This window comes from Flavobacterium sp. SORGH_AS_0622 (assembly GCF_030818825.1).
Taxonomy (GTDB): Bacteria; Bacteroidota; Bacteroidia; order Flavobacteriales; family Flavobacteriaceae; genus Flavobacterium.
The window spans coordinates 5022571-5040248 of record NZ_JAUTAX010000001.1 but is presented as its reverse complement, the minus strand read 5'-3'; the positions used below and the strand labels follow the sequence as shown (position 1 = coordinate 5040248).

Here is a 17678-nt window from a genome sequence, read left to right as displayed (position 1 = left end):
ATTTCGTAGGAATGTTTCGTCGGTAGAAAAAATATTGACGAACCCATTTATTTACGTTCCGTAGGAACATTTGATATGTTAGACCGTTAAAATTTATATCAAAATCAAACGGTCCTATGGAACGTAAATGGATTATAATATAATTTTTACCGATCAAATGTTCCTACGGAACATCATTGTGCTGTTATTTCAAATTACTATAAATGTAAGCTTCAATAGCTTTCAATTCTTCATCAGACATTGACTGCGTAATTGCAAAATTGGTTTTCATAACCTCAAACTGGCTCGGGTCGACAATTGGTTCTCCTTTTCCTTTTAAGAAAGTCACAATATCGCCATTTTTATCTTTGTAGATTTTGGCAATTTCTTTAATACTTGGTCCAATCACTTTTTGATCAGGCTGATGGCATGCAACGCAGTTTCCAGTTCCTTCAAAAATTTGTTTTCCAAGTTCTTCTGGAGTTTTGGCTTTCGCCGATTCTCCTTCAGAATACGATTCTGTTGTTGAGGTATTGGTCTCAGAACTTTCTTTTTTACAAGAGGCAAACGCTAAAACGGCAGCTAAAAATAAAACCTTTCTCATCTTTATTTATTTAATAAAACTGCGGCTTCTTTTGCGAAATAAGTCGAGATAATACTAGCGCCCGCACGCTTAATGCAATATAGTTGCTCTATCATAATTTTGTCATGATCCAGCCATCCTCTTTCTGCTGCGGCCTTTACCATTGCGTATTCGCCAGAAACTTGGTAAACCGCTACAGGAACATGAACAGCGTTTTTTACTTCGCGGACAATATCCAAATACGCAATTCCAGGTTTTACCATTACGATATCTGCACCTTCCTCAACGTCTAATAATGCTTCACGAATTCCTTCAATTCGGTTAGCATAATCCATTTGGTATGTTTTTTTATCTTTTGGAATATCTTGTGTGTCAACTGGAGCAGAATCTAAAGCATCGCGGAAAGGTCCGTAAAATGCCGAAGCATATTTTGCACTGTAACTCATAATTCCCACATTATGATGTCCGTTTTCTTCCAACGCTTTTCTGATCGCCAAAACGCGTCCATCCATCATGTCACTTGGCGCTACAAAATCGGCACCAGCTTCTGCATGGCTTAAACTCATACGAGTTAAAGCGTCTACAGTAGCATCATTTATTAACTGGCCTTTTTCGATAATTCCGTCATGACCGTAAATAGAATACGGATCAAGAGCCACATCTGGCATAACGATCATTTCTGGAACAGCATCTTTAATTGCGCGGATAGTTTGCTGCATTAAACCGTCTTTGTTCCAAGCTTCAGTTCCTTTATTGTCTTTTAAGTTGTCGCTTACTTTTACATAGATGTTTACCGCTTTAATACCTAAATCCCAAGCTTCTTTAACTTCTTTGATCGTGTTGTCCAGTGAATGACGGTAAATTCCCGGCATTGACGGAATAGCAGATTTAATGTCTTTTCCCTCTGCAACAAACATAGGAAGCATAAAATCCTGCGGACTTAAACTGGTTTCACGAACTAGAGAACGAATAGATTCATTGGTTCTTAAACGACGGTTTCTTTGTAATGGAAACATATAAATTTAGATTTAGATTTTAGATTTCAGATTGCGACCTGATTTTGAAAGCAGATTGATTAATCCTTGTTACTAAAATTGATGTTGTTCTTTTTTTGTTTTTGTAGATTTTTACTTTTTATGAAAGTGCTGCAAAGTTAAAGAAAAAGGAACAGAATAAGGAGTTTACGCTAATAGAGAATGAGTTAATATTATCTAAAAATTTGGATGAATATTATTATTTGAAGTAGATTTGCAAAATTAGGAAAAATCTTAAAAAAAATGATTGTAATACGGGGTTAAAGATGTATTTCATAATGTTTGTAGCTTAGCTTATTTACAAATGAGGAATAATTATAAAAATTAAAAAATGAAAATAATAGAAGTTTTAGAAACTATTAAAAACAGTCTTAATTGTAAACTTGAAAAAAGAGAATTTCTTTTGAAAGACAATCTGGAATTACCTTCAGATTTAAAATATTTTTATGAAAACTATGATTCTCTAGAATTGTTTTTTGATAAACCATATGGAATTAGAATTGTTTCTTTAAATGAATTTACTCCAACAAATAAGAAGTTGTATCCAGAAGATGATGTAATATGGGAAGAATTAGAAGAAGACATTAGTAATGAATGGTATCTTATTGGTGAGTCTGAACAATTGGGTCAATATATAAGTATTGATTTGAGAAAATCTCATTTAGGATATTGCTATGATAGTTATCTAGAAACGCATGCAACGCCAGATGAAAGTATGATAATTGCTAAAAGTTTTACAGAATTGTTAGAAAAATTATATTCTAGTAATGGAGATTGTTGGTTTTGGTTAGACGATGATTTTGAGTCTTATGGAGATGCTTACGATGAAGAATAGATATCGTAGATTTTGCAATCAGTACCGGCAAAGATTAATTTTTTGTTTTGAGAATTATTATTATGAATCACTATTGCGGGCACGGATTGCAAATATACGCGATCGGGTTTTAAGCAGTCTTAAATTTTATAAATGAAAACAAGAAAGATCAGTGAAGGTTATGTTTGGAGATTCTGGGCTTTTATGGGTGAAGGATATGAAATACCTTCTGAAATATTAGGCTTAAATTTAAATAATCCTTCAAGTATTGAAAAGCTGGTTAATGAGTTTTTAGTTTCAGAATTAAAAACGGAAGATATTTCTTGGCAATTTAGGTTTAAGGAAAGTTTTAGATTTGCTATTAATTTCTGGACAGATTATCAACTTAAAAGCGCTTACGAACAAACTTTAGCTCAAATTAGTCTACCAACACAAATTTCAATAAGAGATTTTTACATTTTAGTTTGGAAGAAGTTGTTTGATAATGAAGCATATAATATCGATGATAAATCACTTTATGAAGATATTGGACCAATTTAAGAAACTTTACTGCCAGAATTTAGAAGAAATAAGGTTTTTAAAATATTTCCATCTAAATTTGCTAAATGAAGAAATTTCTCGCTTTATTTTGCTGTCTGCTCTTAACAAGTTGTTTTGAGATAACAGAAAGAATCAAACACCACGACGATCAAAGTGGCGAATATACTCTTATGATCGACTTTTCTCGATCTTGGTTTAAAACCAAATCGGCTATTTTTTTGGAAGAAGTCGATGGCGTTAAAATCCCAAACGAACAGGAAATTGCACAAAAACTGGAAGACTTTAAATCTAAAGCTTCAAAAATTGAAGGAATTTCAAACGTTACCACAAAAACAGATTTTGATAATTACGTTTTCATCATCAAACTCAATTATGCTAATCTAAAAGCATTAAATGCTGTTGTTAATACAATCAACAATCAGCGTGATCAAATTCACTTTAGCGGAAGCGGCAAAAATTTTGAAAGAATAGCCTCTTATCCAATTCCAGAAAAAGTCATAAACGACCCGAAGAAAAAGAAAGACCTTGAAGAAGCCAGCATTATCGCTATTTATAGTTTTGACAAAGACATTCTTTCTGTAAACAATTCGAACAGTAAAATTTCTGCAAACAAAAAGACCGTTTTTTTAAAACAAAGTATGTACAGTGTTCTTAAAAAATCGACCCTCATGAATAATACCATCCAATTAAAGCCTTAATTATGAAGCATTTTTACACTCTATTTTTATTATTCGCCACGTATTTGACTTTTGGTCAGATCAATACATCCAAATACGATTATTTTGTACAATTCAACGGAAACCAGCTTTCTAAAAAAGTGAGTGTTTCAGAAGTTCTAAATCATCCATTAGTAAGCAAATACAGCAGTAAAAAGCCAGACTTTGATTTCAGTAAATATACTTCGCTGATACATTTAGATCAGAAAATAACAATCCATGGAAGTTTCATGGATAGTATTCCGTATTACCAAGTTACTATTCCCATAAAAAGTAAAGAGGCCCTTAAACAATTTTTAATCAAAGAATTTAAGATCGACAACAGCAATGATTCGATTGCGGGAATTGAAGATTTCGGAAATTATTCTGTTTTGACCGTAAAAGGTAAGAAGAGATCGATGGTATGGAATGATAATTATCTAGTAGTATTAGAATTAACGAAACGATTTTCTAAAAATGTTTATGATTTACAGCCGCCAGTTGTAACCGATTCTATTTATTCTGACGAAAGTTATACAGATCCTGCAGCTGTTCCAGAAAATGAAGTACAAATTGTTGAGGCACCAATAGTAATTGATGTACCTGCAGCAATGGAAAACTCGGCTCAAGAAGAATATTTGTACGACGGAAATCCTTATGAAGAATATACTTTGCAGCAGGCAGAATTTGATCGAAATCTTGCCGAAAAACAAAGTGAAATTATAAAAGCATTATTTGAAAATGGTTTTACTGCACCAAGTTCATCCAAAATAAACGAGTCGGCAGATATTTCGTCTTGGGTAGATTATGGCGGAGCAATTTCGAGTTTGTACTCGGCATACAATTATCCGACGGCTATATTTGGCGGTTATGACAAATTCCTGCCGATGCAGAAAAATTTCGGAAATTTTATAAAAGGAATTAATGTTGATTTCTATTTTGATAATGACAATGCCCGAATCGAAGAAGTTATTGAATATTCTAAAGAGATTGCAGCCGTCGTGAATAAAATAAGCGATAGAAAAATCAATAAAAATATTTTTAATTATTTCCCGTCTGAAAAGCCATTGGCTTTCGCATCGTATCATATTAATACAAAAGCAGCTTTAGAAAGTTTTCCGTCTTTAACTTCCGAAATATTCCAGAATCCAAAATTTGGAAAAGAAGATATTACAATAATTACAGATTTGATTACGACAATTGTTGATGAAGAAGCCACGGCGAAACTTTTTGACGGTGATTTAAGCGCGTTTTTGTACGGAATGAAAGATGTTGAGGTAATGACCAAAAAATACGGTTACGACGAAAATTATGAAGAAACGGTGACGGAAGAAAAAGTAAAAAAATCAATTCCGTTATTTTCTGTAATTTTTACTTCTACGCATCCAACATTTGGAGACAAACTTTTGCAATTGGGCGTACGCAAAAAAGTATTAAGTCAAAACGGGAATCATTATCAAATTGTCGGAACAAAAGAGTATGGTGATATTTTTATCCTGAAAGACAAAGATGTTGTCGTTGTTGCCAATACAATGGATTATTTTAATAATGGAAGAGGATCTTTTGTAAAAGAAACAAAGAAAGATTTGAGTAAAAATTACATCTTCGGAAAACTGCATATTGCACAAACCGTAAATGCATTTGGCAAAAATGCAAAAGAATCAGATTTGGTTCGATTCAATAAAATTTCGGCTCAGTTTTCGGACATTACAACAGAATCGCCAAAGAAACTAATCGATAATAAATTGAAATTCATATTCAAATTAAACGCTCTAAAATCTGATAAAAACATCATTTTACAAACATTAGATTTGGCAGACGAAATGACTTCGAAATAATCTTGGTTATTATAAAAATTCAAAAGCCCGAAAATTAGATTTTCGGGCTTTTTTATAGCATAAAATGATTTTTTTATGTGATCGAAGCCTCATAGATTTCTTTGATTGTTTTGCCCAGTACGGCATTAAAATCATCATCAGACTGTCCAGCAGAAAGACCTTCGGATAATGCTCTTGAAAAACTGGCAATCAATCCGTGGTTTTGAGCGAGTTTTTCATTGGCCTCTTCTCTCGAATATCCGCCAGACAAAGCCACAACACGCACCACATGCGGATTCGATATCAGCTCTTTATAAAAATCATTTACTGTCGGGATAGAAAGTTTCAGCATTACTTTTACCTCTTTGTCTAAAGAATTAAGCTGTTTTATGATTTCTTGTTTTAGAATTGCTTCAGATTTTTCTTTGTCAGCACTGTAAATATCAATTTCAGGTTCAATAATCGGAATAAGCCCTTTATTAAAGATTTGCAAACCCACTCTAAATTGCTGTTCTACAATATCGCGTATCCCATCAGGATTTGCTTCTTTAATTACCGAGCGCATTTTGGTTCCAAAAATATTGCGTTCTACTGCTCTTGTCAATAAGTCATCTAAATTTGGAATTGGTTTCATCAATTGTACGCCGCTGGCAAGATCAGTAAGTCCTTTATCTACTTTTAAAAACGGAACTATATTTTTTTTCTCCCACAAATAATCAGCAGTCCATTGACCGTCGATTTTACGGTCCATAGTATTTTCAAATAAAATCGCACCGAGAATATAGTCACTTTCAAAAGCAGGACTTTTAATAATCCTCGTTCTCATTTCATGTACAAGTGTGTACATTTCTTCATCATTTGAGTAGCTGCTTTCCTCAACGCCATATTGCGATAATGCTTTTGGTGTACTACCACCGCTTTGATCTAATGCCGCGATAAATCCTTTTCCGGAATGCATGCGATTTAATTGGTCTTCATTCACATTTTCCATAATAATGAAATTTTAATTTGTAATAAATACCTGTTAAATTAAGCAATTTTTATCGTATTTCTTGCTTTAAGGTCTGAGATTTCTCAAAGCCCGATTTTATCATTGACTTTATCGTAAACTTCTTTTACTTTTTTTGGAGGATCAAATCGGTAGCCTACAGAAAATCTTAAAGTAGCAATATTATCATTTAACCGTGGATCGACTTTTTCGTCTTGAGCAAAACCTACGGTATTAAGACTTGCGAAAGCAAAGAAACGATCGTTATTATAAGCCAGCTTTAAATTAAAATCTGCTTGATATAAGGCAGAAGTATCTCCGTCGACATCATTAAGTCCAGCTCCCAAAGCAATTCCAGCACCAATTAAAACGCGGTCGCTGATGACAAAGTTATAGAAATAAGAAGGTGCTAAAGTAAACACATAGAAATCGCCAGGAGACGAATCGGGAGTGTTTAAGTCTAAATTGGTGTAGTAAAAGGAGAAAGTCGGAATAAAACTTCCAGAACTCTTAGTCTGCCATTCGTTTTGACTGACCAACGTTTTAAAAGAGAATTTATCATTGAAAATATAAGATGTCGATCCGCCGATTTTGGTAGTACGCATATTGGGAAGCTGCGCATTTATATTATTGTCGCTGATATAAAATCCTTTTTGATTAATGAAAGTAAACGACTGCATCCATTTTTTATAATAAAAACGGGTGTTGAAATTAAAATTCTTGGAATGAGAATCGCCTTTGTTGCCACCCAAAAATTTAGGAGCGAAACCAAGACTAACATCAATAATTTTATAATTTAAATTAAAACCAATCTGCTCTCTCCTGTTCGGAATTAGATTGACATATATTTTCGGTTCCTGGCCATCCGAAGCAATCTGGAAACTATTTGAAGTATCTAAATAATAAATACTGACAGTAATTTTATCATCATAAGATTTAAAATACGGATTATGCAACGAATCGTTTTGAGCAAAACAACCCAAAATGCTGGCAAAAAACGCTATGTAAATCAGTTTTAAACACATAGAGACATAGTTTTTAGATAATTTGAAAAAGACGTTTCACTCAAAATGAATCACATAGTAGTATGTGAAAAATTATGATTTTCTAAAATCACCCCTAAGATAAGTGTTTAAATCTATGTTTCTATGTGTTAAATAATATATTAAACCCAATCAATAGGATTTTCCAATACATTAAGCAATTTTTCTTCCTCGCTTCCTGCTTCTGGATGATGATCATAAACCCACTGCACATGCGGAGGAAGACTCATCAAAATACTTTCAATTCTTCCGTTGGTTTTTAATCCGAATAAAGTTCCTTTATCATGTACCAAATTAAATTCTACATAACGGCCACGACGGATTTCCTGCCAGTTTCTGTTTTCTGAAGTATATTCTAAATTTTTTCTTCTTTCTACAATCGGAACGTAAGCTTCAAGGAAACTATTACCAACTTCGGTTACGAAATTGTACCAATCTTCCATCGACATTTGCTCATTTGCTTTGCAATAATCAAAAAACAAACCGCCAAGGCCGCGGGCTTCATTTCTGTGAGCGTTCCAAAAATAAGAATCGCATTGTTTTTTATATTTTGGATAAAACTCTGGATTATGTTTGTCGCAGGCTGTTTTACACGTTTGATGAAAGTGTTTTGCATCTTCCTCAAACAAATAATACGGCGTTAAATCCTGTCCGCCGCCAAACCATTGCTGAATTACTTTTCCAGACTCGTCATACATTTCAAAATATCTCCAATTGGCGTGGACAGTAGGAACCATAGGGTTTTTCGGGTGAATGACCAAACTTAATCCACAGGCAAAGAAATCTGCTTCGCCAACACCAAACATTTTCTGCATCGTTTCTGGAAGTTTTCCGTGAACGGCTGAAATGTTTACACCGCCTTTTTCAAAAACTCCCGAGCCTTCGTGACCGTTTTCAATAACGCGAGTTCTTCCACCGCCGCCTTCTGGACGTTTCCAAAGATCTTCACGGAATTTTGCAGTTCCGTCAATTGCTTCTAAACCAGTGCAGATTTGATCTTGTAATTGTTGTATGTATGCGTAAAATTTATCTTTCATGATTTTGTGTATTCTGATTTAAGAAGTCCAAAATAAACGGAGTTTTGCAATTCGCCATCACCATTTCTAAATTCGTCTCTTAAAATTCCTTCTTGTTTAAAATTATGTTTCAATGCGATTTTTTGACTTGCCAGATTAATTTCAGAAGTGCAGATGAAAACCTTATTAATTTTCAATTCATTGAAACAAAATTCAAGTGCATCTGAAACCATTTTTGAGGTAATTCCTTTTCCTTGAAAATCTTCGTCGATAAAATAACCCAATTCACATTTAGAAATGCGGTAATCGATAGTTTTTACACACAGATAACCAATAAGGTTATTGGTTTCAGTTTCTCTTGCGTAAAAATAATATCCTTCGCTATTTTTTTCTTTATCTCTACTAACCGATATAAAGTTTTCGGCATTTTTTGGTGAGTCAGAATTAGCTAGCGTGACAGGGAAAGTGTGTCCGATATGATTTCTATTCTTATCAATTAATTTATAAAATTCTTCGGGAAGAATATTTTCAATTCGGTCTATTTTCCAATCTGTAAAACTCATTTTTATTTGTCTTTTAGAGAAGTAATTTTCGAATTTATCCCAAAAGAAAAAACCTTGCTTTCTTGTTGGATGTATTGGTAAATGGCAAGTGATTTTCTTAAGAAATCAAATTGCTTTTCCTGAGATAAACTCACCAGAATATCTGCAAATTGCTCTTGTTGGTTCCAGTCTAAATGACATCGCTGTAACAAAATAATCAATTCTTCTTCAGGAATTTCAATTGTTCTTTCTAGACTTAATCCAAAACTTTTTAACTGCTCATCGATAAGACTTGTATCTTCAGCATTCCAAAACTTTGGAACAAAAACCAAAGCGTGCAAAGTCTTTAGAGTATTCTCTATTCTAATGCTTTCTTCGTCTCTTAGGCCTTTGTTTAACATCTTGATTTAAATTAATTATATTCTTTATTCAAAATATACCCTATTATCTATAGTTAGTTGGAGATAAATGAAGTTTATTAAAAGAATTAAAGTTGGAAGCCAGGCTAATCCAATAAGTTTAAAATATGATGATTGATTTTTAATTTTATTATAGTCAATATGGGCTAAAATATAAAAAGTATACAGTAATGGCAAAACAAAGGAACCAGCTGTATAGATAAATATTTCAAACATTTGCTTTTCTCCTGATAGAGAATAATTACCAAAAGCAAAAGTACTGATTACATTATACCACCAAATAAGGAACAAAAACAATAGAACTACATTAAACCCGATGAAGTTAGAACTCATCTTTTCAATTTTAGCATTATCATTTTCTTGTTCCATAGTTATATATTTTAAATTTCAGTCTCAACTTTAAAGCTGAGACTGAAAACCGAGACCGAGAACTTTAAAACTATTGCCCGTATTCCTTCACTGCGTCTATAAACGCTTGTGCGTGATCTACAGGGATATTAGGTAAAATTCCGTGACCTAAATTTACGATATATTTGTCTTTTCCGAATTCGTCGATCATTTCGTGAACCATTTTTTTGATAGTCGGAATTGGAGAAAGTAATCTTGACGGATCAAAATTTCCTTGCAAAGTAATGTTACCACCTGACAAATAACGAGCATTTCTAGCCGAACAAGTCCAGTCAACTCCTAATGCAGAAGCTTTACTTTTACCCATTTCGCCAAGAGCAAACCAACATCCTTTTCCGAAAACAATAACCGGTGTAATTTCAGCTAAAGCATCAACGATCTGGTTGATATATTTCCATGAAAACTCTTGATAATCAACAGGAGAAAGCATTCCTCCCCAAGAATCAAAAATCTGAACAGCATTAACTCCAGATTTTACTTTTTCTTTTAAGTATAAAATTGTTGTGTCTGTAATTTTTTGCAATAATGTATGCGCTGCAACTGGATTTGAAAAACAAAAACCTTTTGCAGTATCAAAGCTTTTAGAGCCTTTTCCTTCAACAGCATAACAGAAAATTGTCCAAGGCGAACCAGCGAAACCAATTAAAGGCACTTCGTCGTTCAGCATTTCCTTAGTCAATTTAACAGCATCAAAAACGTAACCCAAAGTTTCATTTACATCAGGAACAATAACTTGATTTACTTGTTCCATTGTACGGATTGGATTTGGAATAATTGGTCCCAAATTGTCCTTTAATTCTACGTGAATTCCCATTGCACGAGGAACAACTAAAATATCAGAAAACAAAATCGCTGCGTCTGGAGCAATTCTGCGAATTGGCTGTACTGTAATTTCGGCCGCAAGTTCTGGAGTTTCACATCTCGTGAAAAAATCATATTTATCACGTAAAGCTCTAAATTCAGGTAAATATCTTCCTGCCTGGCGCATCATCCATACTGGCGGACGTTGAACTGTTTCTCCTTTTAATGCTTTTAAAAATAGGTCGTTTTTTAACATTTTTTTCTTGCTTTAGGCTTTAAGCTTTAGGCTTTAAGCTGTTTTAACTATGATTTTTTGCTTCTGGCTTTATCGCCTAAAGCTTATTGCTTTAATTATTTATATTCGTGAATTACGTCTTCAATTACATCTTCAATTGTTGGCTGATCTGCAACGATGATATTCTTTGTTGTTTTTGACAAAGCTTCTGCCGTTGTATCGCCAATGCAGAAACAGATTTCTTTTTTAATTGTATTCTCTTTCAAATAACTTTCAACGCCAGACGGACTAAAAAATAAGATTGCATCAACAGCTGTATTTATTTTTTGAGGCTGTAAAGAGGTGTCGTAAACCTGAATTTCGTTGAGTTCTATTCCAGCTTCTTTTAAGGCGTTTGGCAAAGTATCTCTTCTAAGGTTACCGCTGAAAAAAGTATAACTTTCATTTCTGTAAATTAAAGTGATAATTTCGGCCAAATCGGAGGCGTAACCTGTGTAAGCCACAACATTAAAGCCATTATCGCTTAAAAGCGTTTTGGTTTTAAGGCCAACGCAATACACATTTTTTTTCTTTAACTGCTCTGAGTCGGAATGAGATAAAACGCTGTGAACAGCATTCTGACTCGTGAAAATTAAACTTTCGTTGAGGTTTTTAAATTCGAAAGGTTTGTTTTCGGTTTTAATGAAATCGGCTTCGATTAGATCAAAGCCGCCTTTTTTCAACTCTTCTTTTTGAAGAGGAGATAATATTTTAGTAGATAATATCTGAATTGATTTCGCCATTATTTTTTCAGGGATTCTTTAATCTTTTGCATTAATTCCGTTCCTCCATTATTCAAAATCTCCTGTGCCGAATGAAAACCTAATTTTTTCCATTCTGAAATATCGACTGTTTTATTGATTTCTAATTTTTGTTTTCCGTCAATAGAAAGTAAAACACCTTGAAAATGTAAAGTATCTTGATCTTCATTATAAGTTACCAAAGCACCGATTGGGGCAGTACAACCACCTTCAAGAGTTCTTAAAAACTGACGTTCGATATAAGTGCAGATTTCAGTTTCGATATGATTTAACTGCGAAAGTGCATCAAGCGTATAATTATCATTTTCCATTGCTACAACAAGCATTGCTCCTTGTGCCGGCGCGGGAATCATCCAATCTAAATTAATGTAGTTTTCAGGTTTTAAGTTAATGCGCTCCAGACCTGCAGCGGCAAAAACAGCTCCGTCCCAATCATTATCCTGAAGTTTCTGCATACGGGTATTCACGTTTCCGCGTAAATCAACTACAGTATGGTTTGGATATTTGTTAAACCACTGTGCCTGGCGTCGTAAACTTCCTGTTGCAATCGTGCTTGGTTTATCTCCAAAATCAGCATTTCCTTTGTGAACCAAAATGTCTAAAACATTTGCTCTTTCTAAAACAGCCGCTTGAACAATTCCTTTTGGTAAAGCCGTTGGAACATCTTTCATAGAATGTACCGCAATATCAATATCGCCATTAATCATGGCAATGTCCAGCGTTTTTGTAAAAATTCCAGTTATACCAAGTTCATAAAGCGGTTTATCCAGAATAATATCGCCTTGAGATTTTACAGCAACAATTGAGGTTTTATAACCCAAGTCGTTTAATTTCTTTTCGACAGTATGTGCCTGCCAAAGTGCTAATTCGCTGTCACGAGTTCCAATTCTGATTGTTTTTTCAGCCATGTTATGTTTCTTGAACCATATAAGTTATATAAGTAAATTTAAGTAGTTTGGGTAAAACACAGTTTTTAAATGAACTTATATAACTTATATGGTTTAAAATTTTATTTAAGATGCTTTTATTTTGAAGACTTTCTCGATCCATTCGATGCTTTCATCGACCATTGTATCGTCGTCTTTTAAATGATTTGCGAAATGAGTAGTGATTTTTTGAATGATTCTATTGCTTATGATTTCAGCTTGTGCTTCATTAAAATCAGCGATTTTTTTACTTTGGAAATCTAATTCAGAAGCTTTGATCGCGTTCAATTTGTCTTTTAAAGCATTGATGGTCGGCGCAAATTTTCGGCCTTTCATCCAAACAACAAATTCTTCTTTGATTTCTTCGATGATTGCTTCCGCAGCAGGAATGTGTAATTTTCTGTTTTCCAATGTTTCATCTGTCAATTGCGACAAATAATCCATGTGAATTAAAGTTACGCCTTCTAATTCCTCTACGTTTTCGTTAACGTTTTTCGGAATCGACAAATCCAGAATCAATAGCGGTTTTTTAAGATTTAAAATTGCTTTGTCAACTGTTGGGTTTTGAGCACCAGTTGCTACAACAACAACATCTGCCTTTTGAAGTTCTAAATGTAATTCAGAATAATCTTTAACAATCAAATTTAGTTTTCCAGCCAATTTCTCAGCTTTATCTTTAGTTCGGTTGATTAAAGTAATATGTTCGTTTTTAGTATGTTTTACTAAATTCTCGCAAGTATTTCTCCCGATTTTTCCTGTTCCGAAAAGCAAAATGTTTTTATTGCTGATATCCTCAACATTTTTAAGAATGTATTGAACAGATGCAAAAGAAACAGAAGTTGCGCCAGAGCTAATTTCGGTTTCAGTTTTAATTCTTTTACTTGCCTGAATCACCGCGTTAACCAATCTTTCCATAAAAGCATTGGCTAAGCCCATTGATTTTGAATGGATAAAAGAAGTTTTGATTTGAGATATAATTTCAAAATCGCCTAAGATCTGACTGTCTAAACCAGTTCCTACGCGAAATAAATGATTGATTGCTTCTTGATTTTTATAAACGAAACCAACTTTTTGAAAGGCGTCAACAGAACCGTTGCTGTTGTCGCAGATCAATTTAATTAATTGAAATGGATGTTCTGCAAAACCATAAATTTCGGTTCTGTTGCAGGTTGAAGTGACAATTAAACTTTCTATTCCTTCAGTTTTAGCTTGTTCCAGCAAACGCGTTTTCGCCACTGCGTCCAAACTAAATTGACCTCTGACCTCAGCATCAGCTTTTTTATAACTCAGACCAACTGAGTAAAAATAAAGGTGTTTCGGTACGTTATTGTTTTCCATAAATTCACTTTCATAAAAGTGCAACAAAATTATTACTATACTATTGATAAAAGTAACGCTGAAAGTACTTTTTGTATCGCTGCATGTTTTTTTGATTCTAAACATCTGTTTTTATGCAAAAAGCAGTACTTTTGTAGCAAAATCAAGTCGTTTGAAACGATTTGTTTAGAGTCATTCTAAATAACATTTTGACGGAGGTTTGATTTTAGTCCAAAAAAAATATCGCTATGAGTTCTCAAGAAGTTATAAAAATTGAAGACGACTTTACGCTGATTCGTTTTCAAAACGATGGTTCTGAGCCTTTTTATGCACAGCACGAAATAGGTACCGGCCTGATACAGTTTCACTTCGGGATAAAAGGCAACGCCAAATTTTTATTCAATCAAGGCAATTATGCTTTAGAATTGAAAGAAGAAAAATCGCTGCTTTTGTATAATCCGCAGAAAGAATTACCGCTTAATTTAGAATTGGCACCAAACTCTTGGGTGATTTCTGTAATTGTTTCCATCAAAAAATTTCACGCGTTGTTTTCTGCAGAAGCCGATTATATTACTTTTCTAAGTCCTGATAATAAGGATAAAAAGTATTATAACGAAGGAAATATTAGTCCGTCGATGGCAATTGTTTTGAGTCAGTTGTTTCATTACAATCTTCATCCATCCATAAAAAACCTTTATTATAAAGGAAAAGGATACGAATTATTGAGTTTGTATTTTAACAGAACCGAAGATCCAAACGCAGAACAATGTCCGTTTTTAATTGATGAAGATAACGTTCTGAAAATTCGAAGAGCCAAAGAAATCATCATTGCGAATATGGCCGAACCGCCAGGATTGCAAGAATTGGCAGATGAAATTGGTTTGAATTTGAAGAAACTCAAAATGGGTTTCAAACAAATTTACGGCGACACGGTTTACGGTTTCCTTTTCGATTACAAAATGGACTTCGCTCGAAAACTTTTAGACAGCGGTTCTTATAATGTAAACGAAGTGGGGTTGAAAATTGGCTACAGCACCGGAAGTCACTTTATCGCGGCATTCAAGAAAAAGTTTGCCACAACTCCAAAAAAATACTTGATGTCAATTAATGCGAATGTTTAAGCATGACGTAGGGCTAGAGATCTAAATTCAAACGTTCCTAAGGAACGTTATTCTGTGTAGATATTTAAATGTTCCAACGGAACATAAAAAAGATGAATCTTTGGTGAAAATGTTCCGATAGGAACATCTCATTGGTAGAAAAAAAAATTAAATGTTTTTTGCGTTCCATAGGAACGATTGATTTAAGAGAATCAATTTTATAAATAAGAACATAATTAAAAAGTAATAATTATCATATTTCTAAAAAGCAGCAAGTTCTACTTTTGACGAAATTTTTAAAAACAAATACAATGCTTAAAGCCTAAAGCTTAAAGCCTAAAGCAAAAAAACAATAATGAAAGGCGTATTATTAGTAAACTTAGGATCTCCAGAAAGTCCAACACCAAAAGATGTAAAACCATATTTAGACGAATTTTTAATGGATAAATACGTGATCGATGTTCCGTATTTATTACGAGCATTATTGGTTCGCGGAATTATTTTGAGAAAAAGACCTGAGGAATCAGCGCACGCTTACGCGAAAATTTGGTGGGAAGAAGGTTCTCCATTAGTAGTTCTTTCTGAGAGAATGCAGAAAAAAGTACAGCCTTTGGTAAATGTTCCAGTTGCATTAGCAATGCGTTACGGAAGCATGACAATCGAAAAGGGACTTCAGGAATTGCATGATAAAGGTGTAGATGAAGTAATGCTTTTTCCTTTATATCCGCAATATGCAATGGCTTCAACTTTGACTATTTTAGTAAAAGCAGAAGAAATCCGTAAAAAGAAATTTCCAAACATGAAATTTACGGATGTTCCAGCATTTTACAACAAACCAGATTACATCAAGAATTTGGCAGATTCAATTCAGAAACATTTAGTGGGTTTTGATTACGATCATTTATTGTTTTCTTACCATGGAATTCCGGAACGTCACATCCGCAAAACAGATGTTACTAAATCACATTGCAAAATCGACGGTTCTTGTTGTAATACACCTTCGGCTGCACATGATTTTTGCTACCGCCACCAATGTTATGAAACAACAAAACAGGTTGTAAAATTGTTGGGACTTCCAGAAGATAAATACAGTCTGACTTTTCAATCGCGTTTAGCAGGTGACAAATGGTTAGAGCCTTACACGGATGTTGAAATCGATAATATGCCTGCCAAAGGAATCAAGAAATTGGCGGTTGTCACACCAGCTTTCGTTTCAGACTGTTTAGAAACTCTTGAAGAAATCGCTATGCGCGCCAAAGAAGATTTTGAAGCCAAAGGAGGAGAAGAATTCTTGGCAATTCCATGTTTGAATGATGATGATGAATGGTGCCAGACAGTTTCTAATTGGATTAATGATTGGGCTAAATAAGAATTAAAGACATATGAATAAATTAAAATATTTTTCGATTTTATTTTTCTCTCTAGCAATTCTTGTTGGATGCAAAAAAAGAGACACTTTTGAAAACAATACTTTTTCTGATAAAACATTCAACTGGCAGATTACTATTCCAGACGATTATGAAAAAGTAAATCAAAAAGAAAATGGAGAAATTAAAGGAGATACAACTTTAATCAATAAAGAATATTCTATAGTTGCTTTTAAAAGAGATAAGGCCAATTATTTTGCAGCAAACTACGAAAATTATTCAGGAGATGTTCGCTCAACTGATCTAAAGATGAGATTAAAAGATTTTCTTTTTTTGAAAAATATTGGTCAAGTTTATCCGCAAGGTCAAATGGGAGATTACAAAGTAACTTCTGAGAACATTTCGGGTTTAGAATTTAGAAAAGCTAAGATTTCAATAACTGAAAAAGGAAAAACTCTTGCAACAGCAGTTATTTTTTCAAGGACTTTTAATGGCAAAATCTTTATCGCTTCAATAGTATATGAAAATGAAGATTACGGTAAAGAAATGATTGATCTTTTTAAAAAATCTACATTTAAGGAATAAATGGAATATTATAACTATTTAAAATCACTGCATCTTATATTTGTAATCACTTGGTTTGCAGGTTTGTTTTATATCGTTCGTTTGTTTGTTTATCAAATTGAAGCAAATGAAAAGCCATCTCCAGAAAAAGAAATTTTACAGGCGCAATACAAAATTATGGCCTACCGTTTGTGGTACATTATTACATGGCCGTCGGCGGTTTTGGCGAGTATTTTTGCTTTTTGGATGCTGTTTTTTACAGATGCAGGTCATGTATGGATGAAAATGCCGTGGATGCACGTAAAATTATGCTTCGTTTTCCCTTTTGTATTTATATCACGGAAAATGCCATCAAATTTTTAAACAATTACAAAACGATGAGGTAAAATATACCAACAACTTCATGCGTTTGTGGAATGAAGGCGCAACGATTATTTTATTTGCCGTCGTTTTTTTAGTAGTTTTAAAAAGTGCCATCAACTGGATTTTCGGCGTAATCGGAATTATTTTATTCTCGGTTTTAATAATGCTGGGATTCCGTTTCTATAAAAGAATTAGAGAAAAGAAATAATGGTAAATTGTGAATTGTTAATGGTAAATTATAATGCAGACCGAATAATTCATAATTTACAATTCACAATTTATAATTAAAAAACATGCAGAACTTCAAAATGTCAATGCTTTCCCTTC

The 17678-nt window shown here is 33.6% G+C and carries 19 protein-coding genes and 1 pseudogene; 8 read left to right on the top strand and 12 right to left on the bottom strand.

Annotation, left to right across the window (positions count from 1 at the left end; translation table 11 throughout):
- Positions 1 to 184: 184 nt before the first annotated feature.
- Entirely contained in the window at positions 185 to 583 is a 399-nt protein-coding gene (locus QE431_RS21640; RefSeq protein ID WP_307300187.1) for a c-type cytochrome, read from the bottom strand.
- A gap of 2 nt (positions 584 to 585) precedes the next feature.
- Positions 586 to 1578, bottom strand: coding sequence for a porphobilinogen synthase (gene hemB, locus QE431_RS21635; RefSeq protein WP_057115413.1), 993 nt, complete (start codon positions 1576 to 1578; stop codon positions 586 to 588).
- Between the two features lie 349 nt (positions 1579 to 1927).
- On the opposite strand from hemB, the gene QE431_RS21630 reads away from it, so the two are divergent.
- From QE431_RS21630 to QE431_RS21615, 4 genes are all read left to right on the top strand, one after another.
- Positions 1928 to 2431 (top strand): SMI1/KNR4 family protein, encoded by a 504-nt coding sequence (locus QE431_RS21630; RefSeq protein ID WP_307300184.1) that lies wholly within the window; start codon positions 1928 to 1930, stop codon positions 2429 to 2431.
- Positions 2432 to 2563: 132 nt separating this feature from the next.
- Complete coding sequence (locus QE431_RS21625) at positions 2564 to 2950, top strand: hypothetical protein (protein ID WP_307300182.1); 387 nt, start codon at positions 2564 to 2566, stop codon at positions 2948 to 2950.
- A 65-nt stretch (positions 2951 to 3015) separates the two neighbouring features.
- Positions 3016 to 3648: a hypothetical protein gene (locus tag QE431_RS21620; protein WP_307300179.1), complete on the top strand. Its 633-nt coding sequence runs from the start codon at positions 3016 to 3018 to the stop codon at positions 3646 to 3648.
- 2 nt (positions 3649 to 3650) lie between these two features.
- On the top strand, positions 3651 to 5483 hold the full coding sequence (locus QE431_RS21615) for a hypothetical protein (protein WP_307300177.1): 1833 nt from the start codon (positions 3651 to 3653) through the stop codon (positions 5481 to 5483).
- A gap of 73 nt (positions 5484 to 5556) precedes the next feature.
- On the opposite strand, the gene QE431_RS21610 is transcribed toward QE431_RS21615, so the two are convergent.
- The 10 genes from QE431_RS21610 to hemA all read right to left on the bottom strand — a co-directional run bounded on the left by QE431_RS21610 (position 5557) and on the right by hemA (position 13978).
- Positions 5557 to 6444 carry a fructose bisphosphate aldolase gene (locus tag QE431_RS21610; protein WP_307300590.1) on the bottom strand — a complete coding sequence of 296 codons (888 nt, stop codon included), beginning with the start codon at positions 6442 to 6444 and terminating at the stop codon, positions 5557 to 5559.
- Positions 6445 to 6536: 92 nt separating this feature from the next.
- Positions 6537 to 7475 carry a DUF4421 family protein gene (locus tag QE431_RS21605; RefSeq protein ID WP_307300174.1) on the bottom strand — a complete coding sequence of 313 codons (939 nt, stop codon included), beginning with the start codon at positions 7473 to 7475 and terminating at the stop codon, positions 6537 to 6539.
- Positions 7476 to 7615: 140 nt separating this feature from the next.
- Positions 7616 to 8530, bottom strand: coding sequence for an oxygen-dependent coproporphyrinogen oxidase (hemF, locus tag QE431_RS21600; RefSeq protein ID WP_307300172.1), 915 nt, complete (start codon positions 8528 to 8530; stop codon positions 7616 to 7618).
- Complete coding sequence (locus QE431_RS21595; RefSeq protein WP_057115407.1) at positions 8527 to 9072, bottom strand: GNAT family N-acetyltransferase; 546 nt, start codon at positions 9070 to 9072, stop codon at positions 8527 to 8529. The genes hemF and QE431_RS21595 overlap by 4 nt, the downstream gene beginning before the upstream one ends.
- Before the next feature lie 2 nt (positions 9073 to 9074).
- Positions 9075 to 9452, bottom strand: coding sequence for a hypothetical protein (locus QE431_RS21590; RefSeq protein ID WP_057115406.1), 378 nt, complete (start codon positions 9450 to 9452; stop codon positions 9075 to 9077).
- Positions 9453 to 9476: 24 nt separating this feature from the next.
- Entirely contained in the window at positions 9477 to 9839 is a 363-nt protein-coding gene (locus tag QE431_RS21585) for a hypothetical protein (RefSeq protein ID WP_307300169.1), read from the bottom strand.
- Positions 9840 to 9909: 70 nt separating this feature from the next.
- The gene (hemE, locus tag QE431_RS21580) at positions 9910 to 10935 is read right to left on the bottom strand and encodes a uroporphyrinogen decarboxylase (RefSeq protein WP_307300166.1); all 1026 of its coding nucleotides are present in this window, start codon (positions 10933 to 10935) and stop codon (positions 9910 to 9912) included.
- 95 nt (positions 10936 to 11030) lie between these two features.
- Positions 11031 to 11696: a uroporphyrinogen-III synthase gene (locus tag QE431_RS21575; protein ID WP_307300164.1), complete on the bottom strand. Its 666-nt coding sequence runs from the start codon at positions 11694 to 11696 to the stop codon at positions 11031 to 11033.
- Positions 11696 to 12622, bottom strand: a complete 927-nt coding sequence (gene hemC, locus QE431_RS21570) for a hydroxymethylbilane synthase (RefSeq protein ID WP_307300162.1) — start codon at positions 12620 to 12622, stop codon at positions 11696 to 11698. The genes QE431_RS21575 and hemC overlap by 1 nt, the downstream gene beginning before the upstream one ends.
- Positions 12623 to 12727: 105 nt before the next feature.
- Positions 12728 to 13978, bottom strand: coding sequence for a glutamyl-tRNA reductase (hemA, locus tag QE431_RS21565; RefSeq protein ID WP_057115974.1), 1251 nt, complete (start codon positions 13976 to 13978; stop codon positions 12728 to 12730).
- 227 nt (positions 13979 to 14205) lie between these two features.
- On the opposite strand from hemA, the gene QE431_RS21560 reads away from it, so the two are divergent.
- The 4 genes and pseudogenes from QE431_RS21560 (at position 14206) to QE431_RS21545 (ending at position 17559) form a co-directional block, all read left to right on the top strand.
- Complete coding sequence (locus QE431_RS21560; RefSeq protein ID WP_057115402.1) at positions 14206 to 15078, top strand: AraC family transcriptional regulator; 873 nt, start codon at positions 14206 to 14208, stop codon at positions 15076 to 15078.
- 334 nt (positions 15079 to 15412) lie between these two features.
- Positions 15413 to 16426 carry a ferrochelatase gene (hemH, locus tag QE431_RS21555; RefSeq protein ID WP_057115401.1) on the top strand — a complete coding sequence of 338 codons (1014 nt, stop codon included), beginning with the start codon at positions 15413 to 15415 and terminating at the stop codon, positions 16424 to 16426.
- Positions 16427 to 16439: 13 nt separating this feature from the next.
- On the top strand, positions 16440 to 17009 hold the full coding sequence (locus QE431_RS21550) for a hypothetical protein (protein WP_307300158.1): 570 nt from the start codon (positions 16440 to 16442) through the stop codon (positions 17007 to 17009).
- Positions 17010 to 17559: pseudogene (locus tag QE431_RS21545) on the top strand (CopD family protein).
- Positions 17560 to 17678: the final 119 nt, after the last annotated feature.